The 21,128-nt window shown below is 56.7% G+C and carries 16 protein-coding genes; 14 read left to right on the top strand and 2 right to left on the bottom strand.

The genetic code is table 11. The annotated features are described in order from the left end of the window. The first annotated feature begins 44 nt into the window (after positions 1–44). The 7 genes from P0119_12905 (at position 45) to P0119_12875 (ending at position 9,978) form a co-directional block, all read left to right on the top strand. Positions 45–2,882 (top strand): FAD-binding and (Fe-S)-binding domain-containing protein, encoded by a 2,838-nt coding sequence (locus P0119_12905; GenBank protein MDF0666957.1) that lies wholly within the window; start codon positions 45–47, stop codon positions 2,880–2,882. 78 nt (positions 2,883–2,960) lie between these two features. Then, positions 2,961–3,239: a MoaD/ThiS family protein gene (locus P0119_12900; protein MDF0666956.1), complete on the top strand. Its 279-nt coding sequence runs from the start codon at positions 2,961–2,963 to the stop codon at positions 3,237–3,239. 206 nt (positions 3,240–3,445) lie between these two features. Next, a complete protein-coding gene (locus P0119_12895; GenBank protein ID MDF0666955.1) occupies positions 3,446–4,105 on the top strand; it encodes an outer membrane beta-barrel protein in 660 nt (219 codons plus the stop codon). Positions 4,106–4,293: 188 nt separating this feature from the next. After that, a complete protein-coding gene (locus tag P0119_12890) occupies positions 4,294–6,666 on the top strand; it encodes a DEAD/DEAH box helicase family protein (GenBank protein MDF0666954.1) in 2,373 nt (790 codons plus the stop codon). A gap of 66 nt (positions 6,667–6,732) precedes the next feature. Then, positions 6,733–7,227 (top strand): four helix bundle protein, encoded by a 495-nt coding sequence (locus tag P0119_12885; GenBank protein MDF0666953.1) that lies wholly within the window; start codon positions 6,733–6,735, stop codon positions 7,225–7,227. A 16-nt stretch (positions 7,228–7,243) separates the two neighbouring features. Beyond that, positions 7,244–8,794 (top strand): class I SAM-dependent DNA methyltransferase, encoded by a 1,551-nt coding sequence (locus P0119_12880; GenBank protein ID MDF0666952.1) that lies wholly within the window; start codon positions 7,244–7,246, stop codon positions 8,792–8,794. Continuing rightward, a complete protein-coding gene (locus P0119_12875) occupies positions 8,791–9,978 on the top strand; it encodes a restriction endonuclease subunit S (protein ID MDF0666951.1) in 1,188 nt (395 codons plus the stop codon). Before P0119_12880 ends, P0119_12875 begins: the two co-directional genes overlap by 4 nt. A 131-nt stretch (positions 9,979–10,109) precedes the next feature. Here P0119_12875 and P0119_12870 read toward each other — a convergent pair whose 3' ends face one another. Further along, positions 10,110–10,796, bottom strand: coding sequence for a zinc metallopeptidase (locus tag P0119_12870; protein MDF0666950.1), 687 nt, complete (start codon positions 10,794–10,796; stop codon positions 10,110–10,112). Positions 10,797–10,906: 110 nt separating this feature from the next. Here P0119_12870 and P0119_12865 point away from each other — a divergent pair, with 110 nt between their 5' ends. After that, a complete protein-coding gene (locus P0119_12865; GenBank protein MDF0666949.1) occupies positions 10,907–12,100 on the top strand; it encodes a geranylgeranyl reductase family protein in 1,194 nt (397 codons plus the stop codon). A 44-nt stretch (positions 12,101–12,144) separates the two neighbouring features. Here P0119_12865 and P0119_12860 read toward each other — a convergent pair whose 3' ends face one another. Further along, positions 12,145–12,873, bottom strand: a complete 729-nt coding sequence (locus P0119_12860) for an outer membrane beta-barrel protein (protein ID MDF0666948.1) — start codon at positions 12,871–12,873, stop codon at positions 12,145–12,147. A 346-nt stretch (positions 12,874–13,219) separates the two neighbouring features. Between P0119_12860 and lepB the strand changes: the two genes are divergently transcribed. The 6 genes from lepB to P0119_12830 all read left to right on the top strand — a co-directional run bounded on the left by lepB (position 13,220) and on the right by P0119_12830 (position 21,102). Continuing rightward, on the top strand, positions 13,220–14,143 hold the full coding sequence (gene lepB, locus P0119_12855) for a signal peptidase I (protein ID MDF0666947.1): 924 nt from the start codon (positions 13,220–13,222) through the stop codon (positions 14,141–14,143). Between the two features lie 118 nt (positions 14,144–14,261). Continuing rightward, the gene (locus P0119_12850; GenBank protein ID MDF0666946.1) at positions 14,262–17,036 is read left to right on the top strand and encodes an anti-sigma factor antagonist; all 2,775 of its coding nucleotides are present in this window, start codon (positions 14,262–14,264) and stop codon (positions 17,034–17,036) included. A gap of 193 nt (positions 17,037–17,229) precedes the next feature. Next, a complete protein-coding gene (locus P0119_12845) occupies positions 17,230–17,613 on the top strand; it encodes an STAS domain-containing protein (GenBank protein MDF0666945.1) in 384 nt (127 codons plus the stop codon). Positions 17,614–17,773: 160 nt separating this feature from the next. Beyond that, complete coding sequence (locus tag P0119_12840; protein ID MDF0666944.1) at positions 17,774–18,553, top strand: hypothetical protein; 780 nt, start codon at positions 17,774–17,776, stop codon at positions 18,551–18,553. A gap of 169 nt (positions 18,554–18,722) precedes the next feature. Next, complete coding sequence (locus P0119_12835; GenBank protein MDF0666943.1) at positions 18,723–19,043, top strand: hypothetical protein; 321 nt, start codon at positions 18,723–18,725, stop codon at positions 19,041–19,043. Between the two features lie 292 nt (positions 19,044–19,335). After that, on the top strand, positions 19,336–21,102 hold the full coding sequence (locus P0119_12830) for a DEAD/DEAH box helicase (protein ID MDF0666942.1): 1,767 nt from the start codon (positions 19,336–19,338) through the stop codon (positions 21,100–21,102). Positions 21,103–21,128 lie beyond the last annotated feature (26 nt).

The raw sequence follows: 21,128 nt of genomic DNA, 5'->3' as shown, positions 1-21,128 counted from the left end.
TCTGGTTCTTCGGAGTGTTTGCGAGCTAAGATGCAGAACTATCTATGACGACTTCATCCCCATTGATCTTGCCGACGAAATCCCACGCAGTTGCCCATGATCTGCGCGCTCTGTTGGGAGCCGAGAAAGTCAAAGATGACGGGCCCACGATCACGGCCTATGCCGTGGATGCCAGCATCTATCGCGTGCCTCCACAGGCGGTCGTCCTTGTTGAATCAGAAGAGGATGTTGCTGCCACCGTTGCCTACGCGGTGACTAGGGGTATTCCTCTTACGCCTCGTGCAGCCGGGACCAATCTGACTGGTTCCGCCATCGGCTCAGGCATCATTCTGGATGTGTCGCGTCTCAATCGAATCCTTGAATTGAATCAGGAAGAGAGGTGGGCCAGGGTTCAGCCCGGGATCGTCTTGGCGGAGTTGAACAAGCGACTGGGCTTGCAGGGGTTGTTGTTTGGGCCGGATCCGTCGAGCGGGGACATGTGCAAGCTGGGCGGCATGGTTGCCAATAATTCTTCGGGACCTCACACTCTTCGCTACGGGTCGGTAAAAGACAATGTCCAAAGTCTCCGGCTGTGCCTCACCTCAGCAACGTGGATCGAGGCGCGAGCCTATGCCTTCGATGATCCGTCGCTGGAGCGCCTCCTGACAGCTGTGCCGGCCCTGCGTGACGTGCTCGTGATGACACAGACCCATGCCGAACTGATCGCCGCGAAGCGGCCTACAGTCAGCAAAAATAGTTGCGGGTACAATCTCTTTGGACTGGCCGACGGGCTCGCACGGGGCTCGTTCGACCTCCCGAAGTTATTCGTTGGCAGCGAAGGGACGCTGGGTGTGGTGAGTGAAGCCCGGCTCACCCTGGTCGATAAGCCCAAGGCGACACTGACGGCGCTCATTCATTTCCAAAGTCTTGAAGAAGTCGGCGAGGCGGTGCCCCAGCTCTTGACGCTCCAGCCCAGCGCTTTGGAAGTCATGGATGCCAACACGCTCAACTTAATCGGTCGAGGGAAGCATGGCATTCCAGCTGATGCGGCGGCAACATTGCTGGTCGAATTGGATGCCGATTCCATCGAGATCGATCTCCGAGAGCAGGCTGAAACCATGGCCAACGTCTGTCGGCCTTACAAGCTGGCGGCGGAGTTGACGCTGGCGTTCGATGCAGAACGTCGGGAACAGCTCTGGAAAGCGCGGAAGTCGCTCTATCCCACTCTCTATCGATTTGACCCAAAAAAGAAGCCGATCAATTTTGTCGACGACGTCGTCGTGCCGGCTGGACGCATCAGCGAGCTGATCCGATACTTGGAGGAGTTTTTCGAATGGCAGAGGGTGCCGGTGGCGATCTTCGGTCATATCGGCAATGGAAATGCGCACATCGTCCCCCTGTTGGACGTGAACGATCGCGGCGATTTCGGGAAGATGGTGAGCGCCTATCGGGAAATTCATGCCACAGTGCTGAATCGGTTCGGCGGCTCGATTTGCGGTGAACATGGCGACGGCCGTGTCCGTGCCGAGTTCGTCAAGACCATGTTCGGTGAGGAACTTTACGATCTCTTTGTGCAGGTCAAGAAATCGTTCGACCCAGGGAATGTGCTCAATCCCGGCATCAAGTTGAGCGAGGTCTCATTTACCGAACATATCGATTACACCAGGCTTTCCAAATCCTGCGCCACCTGTGGCAAGTGCAATTCAGTCTGCCCCGTATACGATGTCTTTCAATCCGAGGACATGAGCTCGCGCGGCTGGTTCGAGATCGTCACGGCTAAAGATTACAGCTATCTCGATTCCAAGCGGGTGGTAGAAGCCTGCCTGAATTGCAAATCCTGCCGCACCATCTGTCCGGCGGGAGTGGATGTATCTGACCTGATTCTTCAGAAACGGGCTGAACATCCGAACCGGTTGGCCGGTTGGATCTTCAGGCAGCAGGCGCGCGGAGGAGCCTTTGAATCGCGCTTGCGGTTCCTGGGCAGCACGCAGTACATGTGGGATCGCCCCTTCTTCAGGAAGCTGCTGGAATGGATCACGAGACCGATCATGAAGGTCCTAGCCCCCACAGCACGCTTGCCGCATGACCTCGTGTTGCCGAATCTGGCCCGACGGCACTTGCGCGAACGGTATGCGCATTTGATCCCCGATGGAACAGAATCCACACCGCACTGCTCGGTAGCTTATTTTCACGGCTGCGCCGCGAACTATTTCGACGATGGGGTGGGGGACGCTGTCATCGAGGTGTTGAAGAAACATGGCGTCGAACCGGCACTGCCACCGCAACGCTGCTCGGGAACCCCCATTCAAACCTATGGACAGGCCGACCTGGTTCGAGACGGAGCGCGATTCAATCTTCGCTCGTTGGCACCCTATCAAACGGTCGTAACCGGTTGCGCCTCCTGCACGCTCATGCTGAAGGACTATCCCGCACTGTTTTCAGAAGGGACCGAGCAACAGCAAGCCGAAGAACTGGCCAAGAAAGTCGTGCATATTTCGGAATTCGTCGCGCGATCGCCGCAGCATCCTCATATGGGCAAAGTCGACGGGACGACGAAACGCGTCACCTACCATTCATCCTGCCATCTGCGGGCGGCCGGGGTGACCAAAGAGCCACGGCAAGTGCTGTCGTCATTGCCCGGGGTCAACTTCGTGGAGATGCAGGATGCCGACCGTTGCGCGGGAGGCGCAGGAACCTATCTCATAAAAGACTACGACACCTCACAAAAGATTTTCGACCGAAAAGCCCGCGCCATCACACAAACCGGCGCGAACGTCGTGGCGACAAGTTGTCCTGCCTGCATGATCCAGCTCAAGAACGGAGTGGGAGATTCGGTACAGGTCAAACATGTCGCCCAGCTTCTGCAAGAAGCTTATCGGGCGGCAGAAGATGAGCAGAGATGAGTCCAACTCGCTGATCGCGTATAGTGCGCGTGGCTCACTGTTGGAAGCGAGATATTCGCTCGACTCGTTGGAGGTCCGATGGTTTCGATACAGATTTTCGGCCAAACCTTGCGCGCGGTGGTCGAGGAGAGCGAACTTGAAATTCCAGTGACAGGTCCGACCACGGTGAAACAGCTGATTGAAGCGAACCCTGTGCTACTGGGCCCCTTGCTTCAGTACATCAACAACCGCGAAGCGCTCATTACGATCAACAAGAAGATCGGGTCAGAAGACTCGCCGGTTCGAGACGGCGACGTTGTCAAGCTCTCCTTCCAATCCCGCGCCTCTTACGACGGCACCCGCGACATTCCTACCTGAGTGTTCTCATCACGATTGGTTTCTCACTTTCTCCAGCCTTTTACGAGAGTTTCATACTTCCGCAGCAGACTGGGAAGACCAGATTTGTAAGAACACTGCACGAAATCCGACTGTAGCATGTGCCGTAGACAGCGTTGCTGTCCTTATCCAGGATGACTGTCCTGCTGCATGGGAGTCTTCTCGTAAAGTCGGAGGGGAGGTGCGTCGTGCATCGTCGCTCACTGTTTGCTCAGCTGCTCTTGCCGACTTTGTGGGTGCTCGCCTGGTCTGAGCCAAGCCGAGCCGAATGGTACATAGCCGGTCAGGGCGGGTACCAATTTCCTCAAGACCTGGTTGATGTTCGAGGAACCGGTAGTTTCAGCGGGGTAACGGCAAACGATCTGAACCTCAACAACCAAGCGGCGTTCGGCGTCAAAGTCGGGCGCCTCTTCAACGGCAGTCTACGGTGGCTCGGCCTGGAATTCGACTTTTCGCACAGCGACGCGAATATCGCGGACCAAGGCGTCACAACCAGCGCGCCGATTCTGGGCATCACCCAGCAGAACGGCAGAACCCCTGGCGTCGGCCTCTCGGTCAGTCACATGACGGTGAACATCATCGCGCGCTATCCGGGATCACAAGTCCAGCCTTATGTCGGAGTCGGCGGTGGACTCGGACTCTCGCTGCTACGGACCGCCCCGCAAGACGACACCGACCTGTATCCGGTGTTCAATGTGTTGATCGGTGCGAAAATGTTTGTGACGAAGCGTGTCGCGTTCTTCACCGAATATAAACATGCCCGAGCGACGGCCGAGTTCTCCGACAATCGCTTCGAAGGCGACCTCCGGACCAATTGGTTCATGGGCGGCCTCGCCTATCATTTCTGAGCAGCAGTAAGATCGTCTCGATGGGCATCTGCACCCAACGTATGCCGCCTGCTGTCTGACGATCCACGTTGCTTCGACTTCCCATATGCCATTCGCCATCAGTTCTTCGCTACAGAAAAACGTGATTTCCGAGAGGGAAACGGGTAAGCTTCGGCGGCGTTGCAGCCCATTCTTCAGCTACCGAGGGCATGATCACAGAAGCAGATACGTGCCGGAAGCAGGTTCTCCCGAAGCTCATCCAATCTGGATGGGACGATGATCCACATTCCTTCACAGAGCAGAAGACATTTACCGATGGCCGCATCGTTCTCGTTGGAGAGAAGGTCCGACGACGACCTCAAAAACGCGCCGATTACCTGCTCCGTTACACAAGAGATTTTCTCATCGGCGTGGTAGAGGCAAAGGCTGCGTACAAGTCTCCGGCCGATGGTCTCCAGCAAGCGAAAGACTATGCCGAAGTCCTTGGCTTGAAGTTCGCCTACTCGACGAACGGGCATGGCATTGTGGAGTTCGATTTTCTCACGGGCCTGGAGCGGAGTCTTGAAACCTTCCCGACGCCAAAGGAACTTTGGAACCGGCTACGGACAGGAGAAAACTTAAGAGACGATATAGCTGCCGAGCAGTTACTGACTCCTTACAACCATCTGTCGGGGAAAAGTCCTCGTTATTATCAGGAAATCGCCATCAATCGAACAGTGCAGTCGATCTTGCAGAGCAGGCGCCGCATTCTACTGACGATGGCGACCGGCACGGGCAAGACGGTGGTGGCGTTTCAGGTCTGCTGGAAGCTGTGGCAGGCACGCTGGAACAGAAGAGGCGAGTACCGACGACCCAAGATCCTCTACCTGGCTGACCGCAACATTCTTATCGATGACCCGAAGGACAAAACCTTCACACCGTTCGGCGATGCGCGATGGAAGATTGAGAACGGCGAGGTGAACAAAGGCCGCGAGATGTATTTTGCCATCTACCAGGCCATTGCCAAGGATGAGCGGCGGCCGGGGCTTTATAAGGAATATGCTCGTGACTTCTTTGACCTCATCATCGTCGATGAGTGTCATCGGGGCAGCGCAAGGGACGAGAGTAACTGGCGGGAGATTCTTGACTACTTTGAACCGGCCTATCAGCTTGGCATGACAGCCACGCCTCTGCGGGAAGAGACCCGCGACACCTATGCCTATTTCGGCAGCCCGCTCTACACCTACAGTCTTCGGCAAGGAATCGAAGATGGCTTTCTGGCGCCCTATCGAGTGCATCGGGTCGTGAGCACATGGGACGCGGCTGGATGGCGGCCGAGTCGAGAAGATCTTGATCGATATGGGCGAGCGATTCCAGACGACGAGTATCAGACGAAGGATTTCGAGCGCGTGGTGGCATTACGGGCTCGCACGCAAGCCATTGCGCGGCATCTGACCGAGTTTTTAAAAAAGACCGGTCGCTACGACAAGACGATCGTATTCTGTGTGGATCAGGAACATGCGGCGGAAATGCGCCAGGCCCTGGTCAATCTCAATGACGATCTCACACAGCAGCATGCCGACTATGCCTGCCGGGTGACGGCCGAAGAAGGAGATATCGGACGTGGACACCTCGGACGATTCCAGGAACCGGAACAGGACACTCCGGTCATCCTCACGACATCGCAACTTCTGACGACCGGTGTCGATGCGCCAACGTGCAAGAACATCGTGCTGGCTCGCGTGGTCAATTCCATGACGGAATTCAAGCAGATGATCGGGCGTGGCACCAGGGTACGTGACGACTACGGCAAGCTTTATTTCAACATTCTGGATTATACGGGTTCGGCCACGCGTCTCTTTGCCGATCCGGATTTCGACGGCGATCCGGTCTCAGTTACGCAAGAAGAAATGAGTGAGACGGGTGAACCGAAGACCAACAAGATTCTTGAAGAGCAACCGGTGATGGCAGAGGCGGAAGATCAATTTCAGATTTCAAATAGGCAGATCTCAGATGATCGCGAAGGGGAACGACGCAAGTACTACTTCGACGGAGGGCAAGTCGAGATTGTCGCGCATATCGTTCATGAGCTTGATCTGGATGGGAAACAACTCCGCGTGGTCAAATTCACGGATTACACGGCGGAGAAAGTCCGCACACTGTATCGGAACGCCTCTGATCTGCGAACCCAATGGGCTGATCCGGAACAGCGAGGGGAGATCATTCAGCGATTAGCCGAACGTGGTATCGACTTCGACGACCTGGCCGGCGCCGCCGGTCAGCCGGACGCCGATCCGTTCGATCTGCTCTGCCATGTGGCCTTCAATGCACCACTTCGGACCAGACGGGAACGAGCAGACAGGCTCAAGAAGGAAAAGAAAGACTTCTTTGATCAGTACGGACCGCAAGCAAAGGAGATACTCACGGAGCTGTTGGAGAAGTATGCGGAATACGGCACGGCCCAGTTTGTGATTCCCGACGTGCTCAAGGTGCCGCCGATCTCCGATCGTGGCAATGTCGTGGAGATAGCCGGATTCTTCGGCGGGCCGGAGCAGCTCCGAGCGGCCGTCAATCAATTGCAAACCTTGCTGTATGCAGCATAAAGTATTTTGAATCTCAGATCTTACCTGAAATGTGTCATTTTAAATCTGAGATCCTCCCAGGCGACCATGAAATATAAGTCCTTCGAAGACCTGCCTGTCTGGCAAGCTGCCATTGGATTAGCTCGCGATACATACGCACTGACGGAGCATCAGGCATTTCGCGGTCATGCTGGATTACGGGACCAATTGGAGCGAGCCGCGCTGTCTGTCTCGAACAACATCGCCGAAGGCTTTGAGCGCGGCAGCACGAACGAACTCCTTGCCTTTCTCTACATCGCCCGAGGATCGTCCGGCGAAGTCCGTTCCATGCTCTGCCTCCTGGACCGCATTCCGAGCTTCTCCCCTCTGAAATCTGAAATTGGCAATTTGAGATCGAGCTGCCTCAGCATCTCCCGGCAGCTCTATGGCTGGATCGAGCAACTCAAGAATTCCGATATCTCCGGCCAGCGGCATTTGAACGACAAAGTGCGCAGACGTACTACTGAGCGTAAAGAGCGCGACGCTTTCCTCGACGAACTCGACCGCATCCGTCAATCAAGTGTGAAGCGTTCTGATATCTAAAATTTGAGATTCCGCCATGCCCAAGAAACCCTCTGCACCTCCGACCACCGCTCAACAACTTGGCTCACTCATCAAGTCCTCCCGCGACATCATGCGCAAGGACAAGGGACTGAACGGCGACCTCGACCGCCTGCCCATGCTTACCTGGATCATGTTCCTCAAGTTCTTGGACGATCTGGAGCAGATCCGTGAGACCGACATGAAGCTCGCCGGCAAGCGCTTCCGTCCCGCCATCGAGCCGCCCTATCGCTGGCGCGACTGGGCCGCCAAACCCGACGGCATCACCGGTGATGAGCTGATCAAGTTCGTGAACAACGACGAAGCCATCGGTCCCGACGGCAAGAAAGGCCCAGGTCTCTTCGCCTATCTTCGCAGCCTGCAAGGCGTAACCGGCGGTGATCGCCGTGACGTGATCGCCACAGTCTTTCGCGGCACGATCAACCGCATGATCAACGGCTATCTCCTGCGCGATGTCGTCAATAGAGTGCACGGTATCCACTTCTCATCAAGCGACGAAATCCACACCCTCGGCCATCTCTATGAATCCATGCTCAAAGAGATGCGAGACGCCGCGGGTGATTCGGGCGAGTTCTACACGCCGCGCGCCGTCGTCCGCTTCATGGTTGCCGTTACTGATCCAAGATTGGGCGAGACCGTCCTCGACCCAGCCTGCGGCACCGGCGGCTTTCTCGTCGAAGCATTCTCGCATTTGGAGAAGCAGTGCAAGACGGTTCAGCAGCGTGAGATTCTGCAAACGAGAAGCCTATGGGGCGGGGAGGCCAAGCCGCTGCCCTATCTGCTCTCACAGATGAATCTATTACTGCATGGGCTGGAAACGCCGCAGATCGATCCGCTCAATAGTCTGCGATTTCCGTTGAAGGAAATCGGTGACCGAGACCGGGTGGATATCATCCTGACCAATCCGCCTTTCGGCGGCGAGGAAGAGCGCGGCATGCTGTCAAATTTTCCGGAGGACAAGCAGACCTCCGAAACCGCCTTACTCTTCCTTCAGCTCATCATGCGCAAGCTCAAACGATTGCCAAAGCCAGGCAGAGCTGGTGTCGTGGTTCCTAACGGCACGCTTTTCGGCGACGGCGTCTGCGCCCGCATCAAGGAAGAGCTGCTGAAGGACTTCAATCTCCACACGATCGTCCGTTTGCCCAACGGCGTCTTCGCACCTTACACGAGCATTCCAACGAATCTGATGTTCTTCGACCGCTCCGGTCCGACCAAACACGTCTGGTACTACGAACAGCCGCTTCCCGAAGGCCGGAAGAACTATACGAAAACCCAGCCGATTCAATTCGAAGAGTTCGCCGACTGCATTGCCTGGTGGAATGGTTCGACGGGCTCACCACAGAGTCGGAAGGAGAATGACCGAGCCTGGAAAGTCCCCGCCGCCGACATCCTCAAGAACGGCTGCAACCTCGACATCAAGAACCCGCGCGGGAAAGTCGATTTCGAGCATCTCCCTCCCGAGCAACTCGCCGACGACATTCTGAAGAAGGAACTGCGCATCGCCGAGATCATGGGTGAGATCAAAGGTCTTCTGAAGGGTGGGGCATGAGCAAGTGGCCGATGACGCGGCTCAGTGCGGTCCTTGTGCCTGTGAGTCGGCCTGAGTCTGTTCGCTCAGATATTGCGTACAAGATGTTGGGAGCTCACTGGTACGCAGAAGGTTTATACACAAAGGAAATTAAGTCTGGATCAGAAATTCAGGCAGCCAAGGTTTATCGAGTTGAAGAAGGAGACTTTGTTTATAACCGTCTCTTCGCGTGGAAAGGCTCATTTGCTATAGCCGCAAGAGAGAATCACGACTGCTATGTCTCCAACGAGTTCCCTTGTTTTATGGTAAGGCAAGATCGTGCTGACGGGCAGTACCTCTGGAGATATTTTAGTCGTATCTCAGCCTGGGAAGATGCACTGGGCTTGAGCACCGGAGGTACCCCAACAAGCCGAAACCGTCTCAAAGAGGAAAAGTTGCTAGCAATGGCGATCCCTCTCCCCCCGCTTCCGGAGCAGCGGCGGATCGTGGCGCGGATCGAAGTCCTGGCTGCCAATGCTGCCGAAGCCCGCTTCTTACACCAGCAAGCTTCCCAAGAAGCAGAAGCACTTCTGACCACCGCTCGTCGGGCAATTATATCCAGATCTACGCAGCAGACCATCCCCCTAGAGGATGCGTGTGCTGCCATTATCGATAACCTCCACTCCAACCCAAGGCTGAGTGAAACGGGTGTCCCATGCATACGATCGCCCGATGTTGGATACGGCAAATTGAATCTTCATGGTGCACAGCGAACCGATGAAGACGAATACCGAAAACGGACAGTCCGCGGCGAACCACAGGCTGACGATATTGTTCTTGTCCGCGAAGGTGGCGGTACTGGAAAGTGCGCCCTTGTTCTTCCAGGACAACGTTTTAGTCTCGGGCAACGAGTTATGATGTTACGACCAAATTGCAATCGAATTGCGCCTCGATTTTTCTTACACCAACTCTTATCACCGCTTATCCAAGAGGAACAAATTCAGCCTCTTTCTACAGGCTCAGCATCGCCTCATCTCAACATCGCTGCACTGAAGAAATTCAACCTTCGAGTTCCGTCACTTGGTGAGCAGCGCCGCATTGTTGCTTATCTCGACGGTTTGCAGGCCAAGGTGGACGCGCTGAAGAAGCTACAAGCCGAAACCGCCGTCGAACTCGCCGCGCTGCTGCCATCCATTCTCGACAAAGCATTTAAAGGGGAACTATGAACGGGTAGTGAATCCACCGGACAATAAAACAATGGGCCAGGAATCTTTTCTCCCCGGACTCAATCACCGACGATCGTAAATCCACTTTGGATCAAGTTCGTTAGTTGCGAGGGTGGGTGAAGAGGCTGGGCTTATCGCCGAAGGAACGCGATCCAACGCCACAGGTTCAGCAGGCTGGCGAGAGAGGCGGCGACGTAGGTCAACGCAGCGGCGGTGAGAATGCTGCGGGCGCCCTGCTCATCTTCAGACGAGAGGTACTGGCCCTGCCGGAGTATGGGAAGGGCACGACCAAAGCTGGCGTCCCACTCGACTGGGAGCGTGACGAGGTGGACCAGCGTGGAGATCCCCATCGTTGCCATTCCGGCCATCATGACGACGACACTCGCGACCGGCGTTCGGGCCACAGCCGCTGCGACCGGAATCCCCATCATCAGGACCGCGCCGACCTTCTCCGCACCCTGTGCGATCCGCACGAGCTTGGTGCGCTCCGCCAGCGGCTGGTAACCCAGGTGGTCTTGAATGGCATGTCCGACCTCGTGCGCGGCGATCGTAATCGCTGTGAGGGATTTCCCATCGAAGATAGCGGGCGTCAGGCGGACCGCTTTGACGACAGGATCGTAGTGATCGCCGGTCTCGGTCGGTTCAACTGTGATGTGCTGCAGGTCGAACCGATTGAGCAGGTGCCGGGCCAATTCTCCCCCGGTTCCCGGATAGTCTGCACGAGGCGTGCTATGTTTGGCAAAGACCCGCCTGGTCCAGAGCTGCGGTCCGACAAGGACTAGGGCAACCACGATCAAGAGTAGGACGAGACGCACCATATATCCCGATCTCCCCGCTACGCTCCACACAGGCTAACACAATTGAAGACAGGAATTGAAAACTTAGCTACAATTCTCTACCTTCCTTGAAATGGCCATATGCGCAAAGCATGAACCGCACCTATGACGTCATTGTGGTCGGCGGTGGACCGGCCGGGGCTTGCGCGGCCTGGGGGCTGGCGAAGGCGGGCGTGGCGGTCGCCGTCATCGAGAAAGCCGCTCTGCCCCGGTACAAGACCTGTGGTGGCGGGATCGTTGGGCGCGCCATGCAGGCGCTGCCGCTGGATCTGCGTCATGTCGTCGAACAGGACTGTTATACAGCACAGCTGAATTTTCTCCCTGGAAAATTGTCCTTCACAACGCATCGACCGACTCCCATCGTTTCGATGACGATGCGAGCTCAGTTTGACTATGCTCTGCTTTCCGCTGCGCAAGAAGCGGGGGCTACAGTTCACCAACGGTGCGCCCTAGACAAAGTCTTGTTCCACGGCGATTTCGTCACGCTCGTTACTGGTACAGGCTCGATGAGCGCCAGGTTTGTCGTGGCAGCCGACGGGGCACTCAGTACAGTCTCACGAACCATCGATCTCGCCGATGGACGAGTCATGATTCCGGCTCTGGAGTACGAAGCGACGGTGCCCCATGACCGGTTGGACACATTTCATGGGATTGCAAGATTCGATTTTGGATTGATTCCCCATGGGTACGCCTGGGTGTTTCCCAAGCAACAGCATCTGTCAATCGGAGTCTTGTCGATGGTGCGGCGGGGGAGCGACCTCAAACAGGCGATGACGCACTATCTCGACCTGCTTGGCTGTGGTCCCGTCACGCAGATCGAGCGACACGGCTTCGTCATTCCGATCCGCCCGCGACGAGGGCCGTTCGCCGACAAACGCATCCTGTTGGTCGGCGATGCCGCCGGCTTTGCCGATCCTGTCACCGGGGAAGGCATTTCATTCGCTGTTCGAAGCGGCCTGATGGCAGCCCAATCGTTGGTTGACGGGCTTCTGGAAGAGGAGCCTGTACGACAAGCCTATACCAGTTCACTGACTGCAACGATCCTTCCGGAACTGCAAAGAGGACGATTGCTGGCCCGACTGCTGTACGATTTTCCTCGAATACGATCGTGGGCGTTTTCTCAACTGGGGCAGCCTCTCTGTGAAGCGGTGACGGACGTGATGGCTGGGGAGAGGCAGTATCAAGACTTGGCGCTCAAGCCACGAACCCTGCTCCGACTCTTTTCACCAAGCTGGTTAAGAAACTCCGCCCCCGGGCCTGCTCGGCCACGCGATGATCGAGTCTGATACAGGGCCGAGCAGAGGTGAGGAGTTTGGTCCTGTCCTTGGAATCAAAAGTTCAGGGACAGTCCTGCGATGACATGGTGCGAGTCGTAAGTGGTCTTGAATGTTTCAGTGGCTGGGGCCGGCTGGTTGTTCTGATAGTTCAATTCAGCGGTGAAGTGCGTGAAGCGATATTGCGCGAACGCTCCGATTCGTTTCGTGAGCATGAAGGTTGCGCCGGCGTCGACTTTCACTCCGACGGAAACGTCGGTGGAGCTTTGTCCAGTCGGCTGAACAAATGTGTTCTGGCCCGCGTAGGTAATGAACAGGGTAGGGCCGGCGGCGATGTACGGCTGCACACGCCCATGGAGGAATTGTTCGTCTCGAAGGAGCGGGAGTCGCAGACGGAGCACGTCGAAGCCGATTCCCCATGCCGGCAAGCTCCAATTGGCATCTATCGTGGTACTGCCCCCAGTTCCGGTCACGCCCACCTGTTGTCCGGGGGGCGTCTTGAGGTCGAAGAAGAAGACATCCAACCCGAATCCAAGCCAGTCCATCTTCCCCTTATCCAGCCAGTACCCCCCACGGCCACCGGCCGTCCAAGTGTTATGGACGTCGAGGTCCTGGTAGGTCGTTGTAGTCCCTAACGTGCTGGTCACGGTCAAGTTCGCGTTTTCGGTCCAGACGGCTCCCGCGTAGGCATCCACATACCATTCAGCCGATCCGTCCGTTGGACATACCAGAAACCCCGCGTACAGCGCGAGACTAGCCAGGCCGATGAGCTTTCGATTGATCATGATCGTGCTCCCCCTGTGAGTAAATCCTCTTGGCCACAATTACATACCGACTGCGTTTGCTTGGCCAGCACTATCAATTTTTTGAACATGGCTTAGGACTCGCGTGGTGGACGGTTTCCCACTACCACGATTCCTCGGTCCCTATCGAGGACTCCGCTCATCAGGCCGTCCCGGAGCCATACCCGGGTGGCTTTCCAATCATGGTCCAGTGCGGTATCCTCCCGGGACGCATGAACGAGAGGAGCCTTGACTGAGCATCAAGATTTTCTCCTGCCTGTCCCGCATGTTTGGTAGATCTTCGAGTCACGTTGCCGGCTGTCTACTTGTAACCTGTGGTGGACTCTGGATGGGGTGTAGCGCCACCCCTGTGGCTCAATCTGACCGTGACAGCGAGTCGCAGACCGTTTTTTATCAGCTGGCCGAACTTGAGGTGGCGTCGGAGCGATTGTACGAGTCGATCGTGGACCAGGCCGATGTTGCGAGGTACAGTCGCCAGCTGGAGGTCGAGTCTGATCTTGCCGATCCGTTCACTTCACCGGAGATGGAGCGTATCGCGCGGTCGTTCGCGCGCTCACTCAGAGTGATGCTGTTCGATCTGGCCCCGGCAAATTTCTGGGAGCAGCATCTCGCGCAATACTATGCCTCGAAATTGTCTGCTGCAGAAGCCAGATGGTTGGTCAGAAGATATAGCAGCGAGATCCTCGTCCCGACGTCCAGGGTGCAGGAGCTTCGCTGGAATTTTGTGACGGACCGCCTGCCGGATCTGTTGCCGGCTGTGCGGGCACAGTCCCATCGGCTCCAGATCTCGAATGAGGCGATGGTACCGACGCTCTTGCCGGGAGACCATGTGATTGCGCATAGGACTGCGTATCATGCAGCCGAGCCTCAGCGCGGCGATATAGTCGTCTATCGCTATCCAGACGAGAGTGGGACGCTCTTCTTGCAGCGCGTGATCGGGGTTCCCGGCGATCGGATCGACATCCGCAATCAGGTGGTCCTTGTGAACGAAAAAACCGTGACTGAACCCTATGTGCAACATACCGATGGATCCAGTATGGCCGGAAACGTCCGTGATAACCTCGGCCCTATGACCGTGCCTCCCGACACCTATTTTGTCTTAGGTGACAACCGGGAGGAGAGTCTAGATAGCCGCTTCTTGGGACCGATCAACAAGGAAAACATTCTGGGTCAGGTGCGGTTCATCTACTGGTCGGTTGATCCCGGCACGCGGACTCCTCGCTGGGATCGTCTTGATCAACCGGTGCATTGACTCATGGTCGGTGATGCCCCGCATCATGTTGAATCTGCCTTGCCGCAATGGTCGGAGCTCACGGCATTTGCCATAATGTCTATGATGCTCGTTGACATCACCTAAGTGGAGTTTCACCGTGCTCGGAATCTGTGATCCCTTGCTTGCCGCTTCCTCGATGCTGCTGGGTGGCGCGGCCGCTTACGTCGTCCTCAGCATTGCCGAGCGGATGCGCGCTTCCGACGCGGGTCCCATCAAGTTCCGGTGGCTCACTATCGGTGCCATCGCGGCCGGTCTAGAAATATGGGCGATTCATTACATCGGCAATCTGGCGTTCTGTCCGCCGGTCTCAGCAGCCCAGGACTCAGCGCTCGCCGTTCTTTCCCTCCTGTCCGCCGGGGCGACAGGGGCCGTGGCCGTGTATATGATCAGCAGTCATGCCGACGGTCGAATGAGGCTCGTCTCCGGAGGGATGCTGATGGGTGCTTGCATGACCCTGACCCATTTCTCCAGCATGATGGCAGTCCACCAGCCGATCGATCTCCAGAATGACGTGTTGCTCTTTGTGCTGTCGGTTACGGGAATCGTAGGACTGAGTATCGCCGTCCTCGCACTCGGAGCCTGGAATATCGCGTACGGAAATTGGCGGGTGACGGAAAAGGCGAGTGCCATGGGGTTTGCGCTTGCCGGATCCCACCTCATCGGGATGATTCCGACGTACAACATTTCCAACATGACGACTAGTGCGCCGCCGGGAATCGAGGTGGATCTACTCGCGGTCGTCGCGGTATCGCTCTCGACACTCCTGGCCATCATTGATCGCCATGTGACGAAGGCATCAAGTCTGGCACGAGATAGCCATGCCCGAATGATCGAGGCGATCGAAAGCGTCCCGCAAGGATTTTCGCTCTTCGACGCGGACGACCGTCTGGTGATCTGTAACCGCAAGTATCGCGAAGTGGTTTCTCAGCCTGGTGCCGAGGTTCAACCCGGCGACTCGTTTGAATCGATCATTCGCCGCATTGCGAAACGAGGCGATATACCCGCCGCAACGGGGGATATCGATTCCTGGGTGAAAATGCGTCTCGACATGCACCACAATCCTCGCGGGCCCTACATTCAATACCGCTCCAGCGGAGAGTGGGTCATGATCAACGAGAAGAAGACACAAGATGGCGGGATCGTGGCCATTGCAACAGACATTACGGCGCTGAAAAATGCCGAACAGGCCGCCGAGGATGCCAAGGCGCGGTTAGTAGATTCGTTGGCGTTGGTGGAGGCGGCGAAGGCCCGCATGCAGGAAGAACTGAACGTCGGCCGGGATATTCAGCAGAGCATGCTCCCACGCCGGTTCCCGGCCTTTCCGGACCGGAAGGAGCTGGAGCTCTATGCGGTGCTCGAACCGGCCCTGGAAATCGGAGGCGATTTGTACGACTTCTTCCTGGTCGATGACCATCGGCTCTGTTTCGTCATCGGCGATGTGTCGGGCAACGGGGTCCCTGCTGCGCTCTTCATGGCGATGACCAAGATCATGGTGAAAACCAGGGCGGCGTCGGATCCCTCACCGGCGAGTATCGTCACCCATGTGAACGATGCGCTCAGCGCGGAGAACGAGAGCTGCATGTTTGTCACCCTGTACCTGGGCATCCTGAATCTCCGCAACGGCACCCTTCTTACCACGAACGCAGGTCATAATCCTCCTCTGCTGAAGCGACGAGATGGACAGTTCGAGTGGTTGACGGCTCAAGACGGGCCCCTCGTCGGTCCTATGCCTGGCATCGCATTCAAGGAGAGCCTCATCCAATTAGGACCGGGAGATGAGCTCTTCTTGTACACCGATGGGGTTACCGAAGCCGACAATAGACGGCGCGAACTGTTCGGCAAGGACCGGTTGAAAACGATTCTCGACCAATCCATGGCTGTTTCAGTGGTCGATCGGATCAGTGAGGTCATGAAGGCGGTGAAGACCTTTGTCGGTGACGCTCCGCAGGCGGACGATATCACCATATTGGGGATACGGTATCTCGGTGTCGCCCCGTCTGATGTGGCGGTCAGCGTATTTCGTCAGACCATGCTCAACCGATTGGCGGCCATCCCCGTGGTACAGATGGCGTTTGAGCGATATGTGAGTCAATGGGAACGGGCCAAGCCGTTGATCCCTACACTCAACATGGCGCTGGATGATCTCCTCAACAATATCGTGCAATATGCCTTCCCGAATGATCCGACAGAGCACACCATCGCGGTGGAAGGCGAAGTGCGCGATGAGTGCGTGACCCTGACCATGACGGATGACGGGATTCCCTTCAACCCCTTAACGGTCGCTACCCCGGATCTGTCGCTACTCCTGCACGAACGCGAGATCGGCGGTTTGGGAATTCATCTGGTGCGCTCCATGTTTGACGAGGTGACGTACCATCGCAACGTGGGGCGCAACGTCTTGACAGTGAAAAAGAAGCTCGTATCTGAGCCGTCCGCTCCTCTGAAACGTCCCGATCAAACCGGAATCAGGATGTTCGAAGGTGGATGGAAGTCGCCACAACCTGGGCAAGACTCAACGAGCATGGCCATGAGCGTCATATCACACCGAAGCGATGATGTGATGATCGTCACCCCGCAGAACCGCTTTGACACGAACAGCTCACCGGAGGTCGAGCGCATCCTGACGGAACATATCGAGCGTGGGGAACGGCAGATCGTCCTGGATCTCGCTCGAATTTCCTACATTTCATCCATTGGACTACGAGTGATCCTGAAAGCCGTGATGTCCATGACGCGAGTGGGAGGGAGAGTCGTCCTGAGTGGAGGGAATGACCATGTCAGAGCAGTACTCCAACTGAGTGGGGCCTTGATGATGAGCCTCCATGCCTCCACGCTGGAGGACGCCATCTCAAAGATCCGAGAGACAGGTTAATCCACCCTTCGATTGGCCGAGGTACGATGCTTCGTTGAATCGTTGACGCCCCGTCGAGGGTCTCGTCCGGATGGAAGGAGAGAAAGTATCGATGATATGATGAGGCACACTGTGGGAGTCGCGGCCTCTCGAATAGGACAGTCGCTGTGAATGGGATGATTGTGGAAGAGGCGAAGAACAAAGGAGTGCAACCATGGACCAAGAGACCCGACACACGTTGACGATGACCTCTCACGAGAACGCCGGGGTTACCCTCGTCAAGATGCAAGGGAGCCTTTCCGCCACCACGGCCGAACAAGGGATCCAGGAGATGAAAAGGATCGTGGACACAGGTACGAAAAAGGTGATCATCAACCTGGCTGACGTGGACTATATCAGCAGCGGCGGCATCCGGGTCCTGATTCTGGCCTGCAAGCAGTTGAACAACGTTCACGGAGAGATGAAGATTGCCGCAGCGAAGGGGATGGTCAAAGAAGCGCTTGAGGCCAGTGGATTTAATCTGCTGAACCGCGTGTATGGTGAAAATATTCAATTGTGCAACACGGAAGAAGAGGCTCTGGCTGCATTTTCAAGCTAGAAGTCTCGATACTCGATCCCCAAGGAATCGGGATCTTGTTCTCCGTCCATCCGTTCGCTCATGCGCATGGGTTCCCCTTTCCCTGCTTGCAGCGGCTGCCCCTGGCGTACAATCGAGCCTCTCCAACTCGCCGATTATTCCCGGTTCAATCTCGTGATCCATGTCCCGCGACGATCCTGACAGGAGCAGGTCGTCCCGAGCCGGTACTCGGCGACTCATCGAGCAGACGCCGAAAGCATTAGCCGGATTGGCGGCCATGAGTGGAGTGGCCTATCTCGCCGGATCGATCTACACGAAAGCTTATTTTTCAGAATTTGGAGCCTCATGGATCTTAGAGGAAGTTCCGGCGGCGACCTATTTTAGCCAAAGCTGGGTGCCGTTGTTACTGATGCTCTACTTGGGATATCTGGCGACGACGAATCTCGCGGCGATCGGGAGTCAAGAGAACGTGACGGAAGGCTTTCAGTTCAAGCTCTCCGTGGTCCTGGTTCGGTATGGATCATGGTTCTTGCTCGCGCTCCTAGTGATAGCCCCACTCCTGAGCACATTCGGCTATGTCGCTTCGGCTATCGCTCTATCGATTATCGGTGTCGTCGCGATTCTGCTGCTGTGCAGCTCGGCACTCGAACTGGTTGTGGTGCGGTTCAAGACCATGAACCGACTCATTGATCTGTCAATGGCGTATATCGCATTCGCCGTGGTTGCCGCCGGCCTGTATGTGGTCCCTGCGCAGCTCGGACTGAATTGGGCACGGGTCGATAAACAACCGACATCCTCGCTGCTCACGGTGTATCTGCGCAGCGATGCCGAACAGGAGTATCGGCTGCTGTTTTCCGACGGAGAGCGCTTGTACGTCTTTCCAACGAAATTCGAAGGGGCCTATCCTCCAGTCCAAGCCGCTGCCATTGCCGACGTCGGCTTCGTACCCCATGAGCGGTAAGGATCAGTTGTGTGACTCGTAACCTGTATGAAAAGGTTTTCATCTATCTCTAATGGTCTTCTCATGTTCCGTGATTACCTAGGTATGTTAGGATGAGCTGAAACTGTAACCTGGCACGGCGCATGAGCCATGGCGCTTGAGACGATGGATCAGGCACAAGGAGGGCACGATGAAAGAAGTATCAAAGGAACTGACCGTACCTACATTCGTAATTCCTGCTCCGGCGAGACGGGGACCTAAGCGGTTGTCACCCAATCATCTTTTGGAATTGGTCACTCGGTTGTGTATCTTCAAGGCGGAGCGTTGGGGGCGCCGGGCTCGCTTTTACGAGCGCCACCGCGATTATTTCCCCCGGTTGTCCTCCGGTCGATTCGTAACTCGGTGCCGTGAATTGGAGGCGAGTTACCGAGCGCTCGCGCAGGTCATGTTTCTTATTCCAACAGAGGACCGGTTGATTCCGATACGCGCATTGACGCTGGCGAAGCTATAGCAGCAACAAGTCGCTGTCCGATTACGTCGCCGTACATCTGTGAGCGGACAGGTGCCGAACGCCCTGTCCACTCAAGGTGCGGGGGCATCCTCTTGGACCGCGTGATTCCTATCCAACAGACTGAGAATCGATCTCCCCTTCGGCACGTGATTCAAACCGCTGGTGCCTACCGATCTGTCTTGCGATGATCCCTGAGGATCGGCTCTCACCAGATCTTGCGTTACCGCCCCATTCAACGTAACATCCAGCCTCCCGTGAGTCGTCGTTCCATACGCTCCACGATCCCACGATCATGGCAAACAGAAATGCCGCTGAGTACCATATGAAGCATGGCCCGTCCTCAGAGTCCGCTACCCCCACCGTAACGGGATTTTCACCAGGCTTCGCCGCCTTAGGCCTTGAAGCACCGCTACTCGCGACATTGGAAACGCTGGGTTACGAAGAACCTACTCCCATCCAGCGCGAAGCGATTCCTCCGCTCTTGGCAGGACGAGATTTGCTTGGACAGGCTGCGACCGGCACCGGTAAGACCGCGGCCTTCGCATTGCCGATGCTGCAGTCCATCAGTCATGCAGCGAGGGCATGCCCGTCTGCGCTTGTGCTCGTACCGACCCGCGAGTTGGCGATTCAAGTCGGGGAAGCGGTGCAGCGGTACGGAAAGGAATTACGAGTGAGCGTGCTGCCGGTGTATGGTGGGCAGGCTATCGGTCCTCAGTTGCACAGGCTGAAGCGGGGAGTCGACGTGGTCGTCGCCACACCTGGTCGCGCACTGGATCATATTCGCCGTGGCACGCTGAAACTGCAGGAGGTGCGGATCGTCGTCTTGGACGAAGCAGACGAAATGCTCGACATGGGATTTGCGGAGGATCTGGAGGCGATCCTGGCCGGGACGCCCAAGATCAAACAGACTGCCTTGTTTTCGGCGACCATCCCTCCAAGAATCCGCGCGATCGCCCATCGGCATCTGCAGGACGCGATCGAGATCACCATTGCCAAAGAACCGGTCAAGGCCGGCACGGCTCCACGGGTCCAGCAGACGGCCTATATCGTCGCGAGATCTCATCGGGCGGCGGCGCTTGCCCGTGTGGTCGAGGTGGCAGGCGCGAACTCCGCACTGGTCTTCTGCAGAACCAGACTGGAGGTCGATGAAGTGACGGCCATGTTGGCGGGCCGTGGTCATCGAGCTGAGGCCATTCACGGCGGCATGAGTCAGGGGCAGCGTGACCGTGTCATGCAGGCGTTCAAGGCCGGGCAAACCGAATTGCTTGTGGCGACTGATGTGGCGGCGCGCGGGCTGGATATTCCGCAGGTATCCCACGTCATCAACTACGACCTTCCGTCCTCCGCTGAAGTGTATGTCCATCGGATCGGCCGGACCGGACGGGCCGGCCGGGAGGGTGCGGCGATCACCATTCTCGACCCTCGTGAACAGCGTCTCCTACGGGCAATCGAACAACACACGAAGGCTCGGGTCACCATTCTGCCGGTCCCGAGCGTGGCAGATCTTCGTGCCAAGCAGTTGGATCGCGTGCAAGGTACAGTTGAGCAGGTGTTACGCGATGGCCAGTTGGATGCGTTCAAGCCTCTCGTCGAGAGGCTCTCCGCCCACCCACCGGCAGAGGTGGCGGCAGCGGCGTTGAAGCTACTGATTCGCGCGCAAGGTGGCGAACGTCAGGAGCAGGAGATCCCTGCCGTACCTGTCAGGCAACCGGAATTTGGACGGCTGATTCGGGATACAAGGCATTCGAGTGGTCCGGTTCATAGATCGGCTGGACCAGACCGTCCTCCGACAGGAAGGTCACGGCAGGGCGGGCGAACGGTTGAGATGGCGCGGGTGTATGTAGGCGTAGGGCGAGCGGCAGGCATCAGACCAGGCGATTTAGTGGGGGCGATTGCCAACGAGGCGAGGGTCAATTCCAGCCTCATCGGTGCCATCGAAATCGAAGATCGGTTTTCCATCGTTGATGTACCGGCATCTATGGCCTCAGACATTATCAAAACACTTGGCCGCGCTCGCATCAAGGGCCGCACTGTGTCCGTACGACTGTTTCGAGAGTAGCTTGTCCGATCACGAAGGGCTGACTA

Origin of the sequence: Nitrospira sp., assembly GCA_029194665.1 — a bacterium.
Classification (GTDB): domain Bacteria; phylum Nitrospirota; class Nitrospiria; order Nitrospirales; family Nitrospiraceae; genus Nitrospira_D.
This window is presented reverse-complemented; position numbering and strand designations above follow the sequence as displayed.